Below are 6,549 nucleotides of genomic sequence, written 5' to 3'. Positions count from 1 at the left end.
CATCCGATTCAGCTCGTCCATGAACGCGGCTTCAGCCAGCTGCACGGCTTCGTCGAATCGGCCTTTGACTCGCTCACATTCTTGTCGATAGAGATCCGGATTGAGTCTGCGCAGATAATCGGGCGGCTCGACGCTGGGGAAATCCCAGCCAATCTCGAACAAACCCTCCAGAGTGTGGGGGTAGTCGCTTTCGCAGTACAAATCCCCCAGACGATCGCGGGCTTCGTACTTCAGCTCCCCAAAGCGACCATCGAGGATCCTGACGGCATCCGCCAGTTCCTGGCAAAAGCCCTGCATCCGGTGATTGATCTGATCCAGCGAGGCTTGGGGGACGAGCCGTATTCCTGGTTCCGGGAACGGCAGCGTGGTGCCTTTGAAAAAGGAGGTCGCCTGGGTTCGCACCGAGGTGACCGCGCGAAAGTTGGCATCGCCGGTGTCGATCAACTTTTTCCCGGCGCTGATGTATTTGCCTTCGGCATGAAACGTGTCCGCCGCTTGCGCTTTCTGTTCAGACGACAGAGACTTACGGGTTCCAAACCACGTGAACGACAACCGCATGGCGGCCATCGTCGTCCGCAGTCTGCCGCCATGGTCGGTCGCCACGGCGGGGGCATCATCGAGTGTCTGTGGCATCGATTGTGATTCCTAATGGGTTAAAGGGGAAACGAATTTGAACCACCAAGCCGGCGGTCACATTCGTCGTCTAGTTTTCTGAAGGTTCGCTACGCGAGACCTTCCGCCGAGTCGACCGACGCGGGGATTGATATTGATAGGTGCCAGACCGATCGGCATCCAAGCAGCGGCCCGACGCCCAGCGCCGCAGGCCTTCGATCGATTCAGCTGACGTCACTGCTACGGGCACGACGTTGTTCGCCGCTTGGATCACCGGTACATCCAGCAATGCCGCCAGACGGCAACAGGATCGGATTTCAGCGCCCGTCCAATTCTCATCTGCAGGCCTTCGCTGGTTGGTATCCAACGAAAACAGTTCCAGGTAGAGCGTCCAAATCGCATCTTTCTGTTCCCGGCCTGGCAGGTCGACAAAGAAGACCCCGTCAAACCGTTCGCTCCGACTGAACTCAGGTGGCAACCGCGAAGCATCATTGCTGGTGCAGACGACAAACACATCGGACTCGTGGTCGTTCAGCCAGCTCAGGAAAGTGCCAAACATTCGCGATGAAACACCGCTATCGTTGGCCCCAGAACCGCCCACACCGGCAAACGCTTTGTCGGCTTCATCGATCACTAAAATGCAGGCCGCCATCGCGTCAACAACCTGCAATGCTTGACGGGTGCGCTCCTCTGACTGGCCGACCAGCGATCCCATCAGGCTGCCAATATCGAGCTGCAGGACCGGGCGACCAACCTCGCGGCCGAGGGCTTTGCAAAATTCGCTCTTGCCACACCCTGGGGGCGACAACAGCAAGACGCCACGAGGACGAATCAACGCGTTGTCTCGACTGGATTGGCGCAGGGCGCGGCGGGTAAAGGCCTTCAGAGCGGAAAGCCCTCCCAGTGAATCGAAATCTGCGTCTCCACGATAGAGTTGCAAGGTTCCCGCTTTGATCAACATTTGAGACTTCTGTTGCCACAACGTCTTGGCGTCCAGTCGTTGCTGGCGAACCAGAGACAACGCAAACGCATTCTCCGCCTCGAACCGAGTCAACCCGGTCGCTGCGTCCAACGCCCTTTCGAATGATTCTCCGTCGGGAATCTCATCCGGTTCGGTCGCCACGGCCGTCGCAATCTCTCGCAATTGCTCACGGGTCGGCAATTCGTGGTCGATCACCACAAACAGCTTTTCCAACTCGGCGGGAAGCTGCAGCACCGGTGACAAGATGACCAAGATCACTCGTGATTGTTTTCCAGAAATCACCTGACGGGCGATCGCCTGCACGATCTCCGCAGACTGTAGGAACCGATGAAAGTTTTCCAGCACAAACACAGTGGTCTCATCACCGGCTGCCATTGCTCCGGCCGCCTGCACTGCTGCCAACGGATCGTTGGCTTCCTGCTCGACCGGTTGCCCCGCACAGCAAAGCCCCGACGCGATATTCCACGTTGCCAACTGCCAGTTCTCTCGCTGACAAAGCTGGGATATTTCTAGGATCGCGTCGACATGCTCATGGGAGCTAATCCAGATGCCGGAGAAGCACGCGCGGACGTACTCCTCCAATCGCTTCGAGAGCGACATGATGTTTCTCCAAAAAAGGAACGGGTAGGTGTCTGTGTTCGCACCAAGCGATCACGCGTACAAAGCAGCCAGCCGACTATTCGCTGGCTCGCTGCTGCTGTTCTGTCGCCACTTGGTGGAACACGTCTTTGCGCTGTTCGCTTGTGGTCTGCCCGAGAGCCTCTTCCAGAAAGCGACTCGCCTGACGACAGCCACTGCCGATGTAGCCATTGGTTTCCAGTCGACTTTGGCCGTCCGGGGCGATCATGATCACGATGGTTTTCATGCGCCACCTCCGACATCAACGGTCAATTTGACACTGCCGTTTTCCAAACGTTGCTCGTGCACTAAAAAACCTTTGCGGCGAGCTTCCAGCTTGGATTTCTCGATCGCGTAGGCCTGCATGAACTCGTCCAGTCGAGCCTTGGGGCCCCAGTGTCCCTCAAAGTTGTCGTACTGCGAGAGGCCGGTTTCCAGATTGAAAACAACCGGATAACGCCACTGGTTCAACCGGACAGCGAGCCCTGTGACCTGCTGACGAAAGAGATTGAATTGGCCCTGCTGGGGCGCTTCGAGTCCTAAGCGGTCGCATCCAGCCCGCACCGCAGCAGCGTCGCGAACTTGGGTTTGAATCTCGACGATATGCGACATCGAACTTCTCCCTACGTAAGAGAAATGAATGACACGGGGGCGAAGTACCGCCGTCATCTCTACGTAGCGCGATTTGGATCGAAATGAAGCTCAGCGGCTCAGTTGTTCCGCTCCGGTCGCCGACCGATCGGCACATCCACGCGTTTTTGGAGCATTTTCATGTTGTTGATCTACTTTCATCTGACACTTTTTTCCCACTCTTTCTCACACAGTCCGATGAACAAGAATCAGAAAGTCCAACACGAATCCATCGATGTTTCGGCCGCAGAATTGCCAATTCCAACGTTAGAGGAAATCATCCCGAACTATCCGGCAGTGAAATCGGTGTCACCGAGCTGCCAGATCATGCCGCTCAATTCACCGCAGCGAATCCGCGAACTCTGTCAGTCGATGACGGCGGCAGGGCAAATCAATCCGATCGACCTCGATTCCGAGGGAAGTTTGCTCAACGGTCGGCATCGCCTGATTGCCTGTTCCATGCTCGATATTGCACCGGAATTTCGCACGATTGACCCGGAAAGCTCACTGGAGCATGTTTTGGCCGATATCACGCAGCGAGAATACAACCCTGCTGCGTACGCCTGGATTGCAATGCAGATCGAAGCACGCGTCAAGCGATGCTACAAAGCCTCACACCCAACCAACAACGGCAAGCTGTTGGGGAATCAGCCACTGAAAAAAGACTTCAAAATTGACATTGGCGATCGGCAACGGTTTCACATCAACAAGGGTGAGAGCATTCAATCAGCAGCAATACGGATGGCTGGCGCAACTCTCTCGGCGGTCCGTCGATTGACAACCGTCTCCAACAGTGATCCGGAACTTGCCCAGAAAGCAATCCGCGGAGAAATGACACTGCGCGCCTGTGAAAGGGCGCTGAAAATGCCACGTGATAAAAGCGATTGCCAACCGAATCGGACGCAACAGGCTGGTGGTCGCGACCAAAAACTTCGTGACCCTGTACCCGCCGTAATCCAAATGTACCCGTCCGATGAGCGCAACCGTGAAGATGCCTCGTTGGAACAGGGACAGGATGATATCGATGATTTGTCGCGGGCATCCGATTCACCCGCCGGCGACGAGCAGGGTGAGAATCATTCGACAGTCGAATTGCCAGGCGGTTTGACCCAATATCACCAAGGTGACCGTACGGCTATCTTGTCGCCACGTCGATTCAAAGACGGCGTTGCCTATTGGAACCTGTTGTTGCTGACCCCCGCAGCTTCCTTCAGCAAACGCTTCATAGACGCCGACGCAGGATCCGCCTACCTGAAGAAATTCTTCGGAACAAAGTGATCATCTAGAGCCTATCGAATTGGAGACCGCCGCCAGCAAGATCTGCGGTCGAAGAGTGGAATTGAAGGACGTCGGTCGCTCCATTCTGGCGGGCACTTGTCCTTCAATGTTGCAGTAAAGCTGGCTGCAGCACGATCTCGAAGCCGAGGCTTCAGCGTATCAGTTGGTCCAGGGCAACAACGAAACAGACTGATCACCAATCAAGCAGATGACACGAATTTGATTGAACACGACCGGAACCGTCGGCTGGTATTCCAGCACAACCACCACCGTGTCCCTCAAGCAACCGACCACAGGCCTTCAATGACAGGCCGGAGGCCGACATAACCCCTGCCGTGGCCGTCAGGCCACGGACACCATCCATCCCTCCCAAAAGCCCAGCGGGCGACACAGTCAATTGCCCAATCCACAAATCTGCCCCCCTCAGCGACAAAGCCTCCATCAACCAAGCGACAAATCGACTTCTTCCCGATCGCCTAAGCCCTCCCCAAGATCCGACCAGACAACCACCTCCATAACACTTCGACTCCACTGGTCGCACCACTTTCCACCAATGCCCGATTACTGGCATCCGACTCCGGCGGATCTTTGGCCTGCGACCCTGTCTGCAACCGATCCAGCGGACTGACCACCGTGATGTCATCGCGATTGACGACATGGGTGTAAATCATCGTTGTCGCCACGTCACTGTGCCCCAACAACTCTTGAATGGTTCGGATATCCGTTCCCTGGTGTAACAGATGCGTCGCAAAAGAATGGCGAAACGTGTGTGATGTGACCGCCTTGTCAACTTCTGCTGATTCAACCGCGATACGTAAACGATTGGGAAACGTGTCACGATGCAGATGGTGGCGATGAATCGCCCGCGTCCGTGGATCGCGAGAAAGCTTGTGAGACGCAAACACAAATTGCCAACGCCACTCGACCGCCGCCGACGGGTACTTCCTGGCCAACGCATGCGGCAACCAGACCGATGCCACTCCATCAGCAACGTCATAGTCATACAAAACTCGGCGCGACTTCAACACGCGCCGAAGCGGCTCGACCAAATCTTTCGGCAGCGGAACGATTCGGCTCTTGCCACCCTTGGATTGATGAATCTCAATCAACAGGTTATCAAAGTCGATGTCTTTCACTCGCAACCGCAACGCCTCACTGATCCGCAACCCACATCCATACAACAGCTTGGCGATGACTAAATACACGCCACGCAGATTGCCAAAGATCGACTCGATCTCGTTGACGCTCATCACCGTTGGAATTTGTTTTCCCTTGGATGCCCGAATCGCTTGAATCCGGCCGATGTCACGATTGAGAACATGCTCGAATAGGAACAATAGCGCGTGGAAAGCCTGATTTTGAGTCGACGGGGCGACGTTCCCGTCCACCGCAAGATCCGTCAGGTGCGATTCAACATCCCCGCCGTCAATGTTCGCAAAATCGTCCAGCGTCTTCAGTCCCCGCGCACTCATGAATGCCCGGACCTTGCCAACATAAGCCCGCTCGGTCGAGTATTGCTTGCCCATCAAACGCAACTTGCGACGCATCTCTTGGATCACGTCCGGCTCCCTCGGATTGATCGTGCCAACGACTTCCTCAATGTCTTCGACACCGTCCGACTTGGCACGCTCCCAAGCGGCAATCTCGCCCAACTTGCGACGAATCGGCTGCAGATCATCCGCCGCTTCTCGTTGAACCCGTTGGCGATAGTTGATCAATCCCTCGACCATGCTCTGACGCTTCCAGGCCGGCATGCCGTTGTCGCGTTTATGTTTGGAAAACACGATCACCTCTTCGGCAGTGAAGCTCCACTGCGGATCAGCCGCACGCTGATGAAAGACGGCGAATTGTTTGAACCAAATGGTGGCCCACTTGGCTTCACGATCCTGCCGATTCGAACGTTCGAAAAACGCCATTTCCAGCCCTCCCGGTGACAGCCACGACGACGCCTGAAAATCAGCGTCGCCTACGACTGCTAGCAGTACTCAAAGGCGCAAATTCGATACGCCATCTGACCCCGCATTCCTGCTGGACCCGGGTGAACGAACCCGGTACACGAATTCTTGCACGATAGGAAATGGGCTGTCCACCCCCAAAGCGAACCAAAGCCCCACAAACAACCTCTCATTTGAATTGATAGCGTTTGCATCGACGCATCTAGCTGCCGCTGACTGCCATCGTCAGGCTCGAACTGTCTGTCGAGAGTTCGCCAAATTAAAAAACTTGCTCCGCCAGCCACAACAGGCGAGAATAGGGTTCCGCTACAATCTCACCGATCGGTGAGAACACCCCTCGCGACCCGTGAGAATAGGTCATCCCAACCGGGCAACCACCCGGCGTACCGAAGGTGCTTTCAGTGAGAACACCCACCAAAGCCTATTCTCACCGGTCCAACCGCCGATAAACAAGTTACGAGGATGAGACTCAGC

Annotated in this window: 6 protein-coding genes; 1 reads left to right on the top strand and 5 read right to left on the bottom strand. The window is 55.7% G+C overall.

Features of this window, described 5'->3' with window-relative positions:
• The 4 genes from NHH03_RS19140 to NHH03_RS19125 all read right to left on the bottom strand — a co-directional run.
• The coding region (locus NHH03_RS19140; RefSeq protein ID WP_253158112.1) for a hypothetical protein at positions 1-633 on the bottom strand (633 nt) is incomplete at its 3' end.
• A 70-nt stretch (positions 634-703) separates the two neighbouring features.
• Positions 704-2,194, bottom strand: coding sequence for an AAA family ATPase (locus NHH03_RS19135; RefSeq protein WP_253158624.1), 1,491 nt, complete (start codon positions 2,192-2,194; stop codon positions 704-706).
• 76 nt (positions 2,195-2,270) lie between these two features.
• Positions 2,271-2,459 carry a DUF2997 domain-containing protein gene (locus NHH03_RS19130; RefSeq protein ID WP_253158622.1) on the bottom strand — a complete coding sequence of 63 codons (189 nt, stop codon included), beginning with the start codon at positions 2,457-2,459 and terminating at the stop codon, positions 2,271-2,273.
• Complete coding sequence (locus NHH03_RS19125) at positions 2,456-2,824, bottom strand: hypothetical protein (protein ID WP_253158620.1); 369 nt, start codon at positions 2,822-2,824, stop codon at positions 2,456-2,458. Before NHH03_RS19125 ends, NHH03_RS19130 begins: the two co-directional genes overlap by 4 nt.
• 159 nt (positions 2,825-2,983) lie before the next feature.
• Between NHH03_RS19125 and NHH03_RS19120 the strand changes: the two genes are divergently transcribed.
• Positions 2,984-4,120 (top strand): ParB N-terminal domain-containing protein, encoded by a 1,137-nt coding sequence (locus NHH03_RS19120; RefSeq protein ID WP_253158618.1) that lies wholly within the window; start codon positions 2,984-2,986, stop codon positions 4,118-4,120.
• Between the two features lie 476 nt (positions 4,121-4,596).
• On the opposite strand, the gene NHH03_RS19115 is transcribed toward NHH03_RS19120, so the two are convergent.
• A complete protein-coding gene (locus tag NHH03_RS19115) occupies positions 4,597-6,036 on the bottom strand; it encodes an integron integrase (RefSeq protein ID WP_253158616.1) in 1,440 nt (479 codons plus the stop codon).
• Between the last annotated feature and the right edge of the window lie 513 nt (positions 6,037-6,549).

The organism is Stieleria tagensis (genome assembly GCF_024129865.1).
In the GTDB taxonomy this organism is placed as follows: Bacteria; Planctomycetota; Planctomycetia; order Pirellulales; family Pirellulaceae; genus Stieleria; species Stieleria tagensis.
The sequence above is the reverse complement of the archived record's forward strand: the minus strand, read 5'-3'. Positions and strand labels throughout refer to the sequence as shown.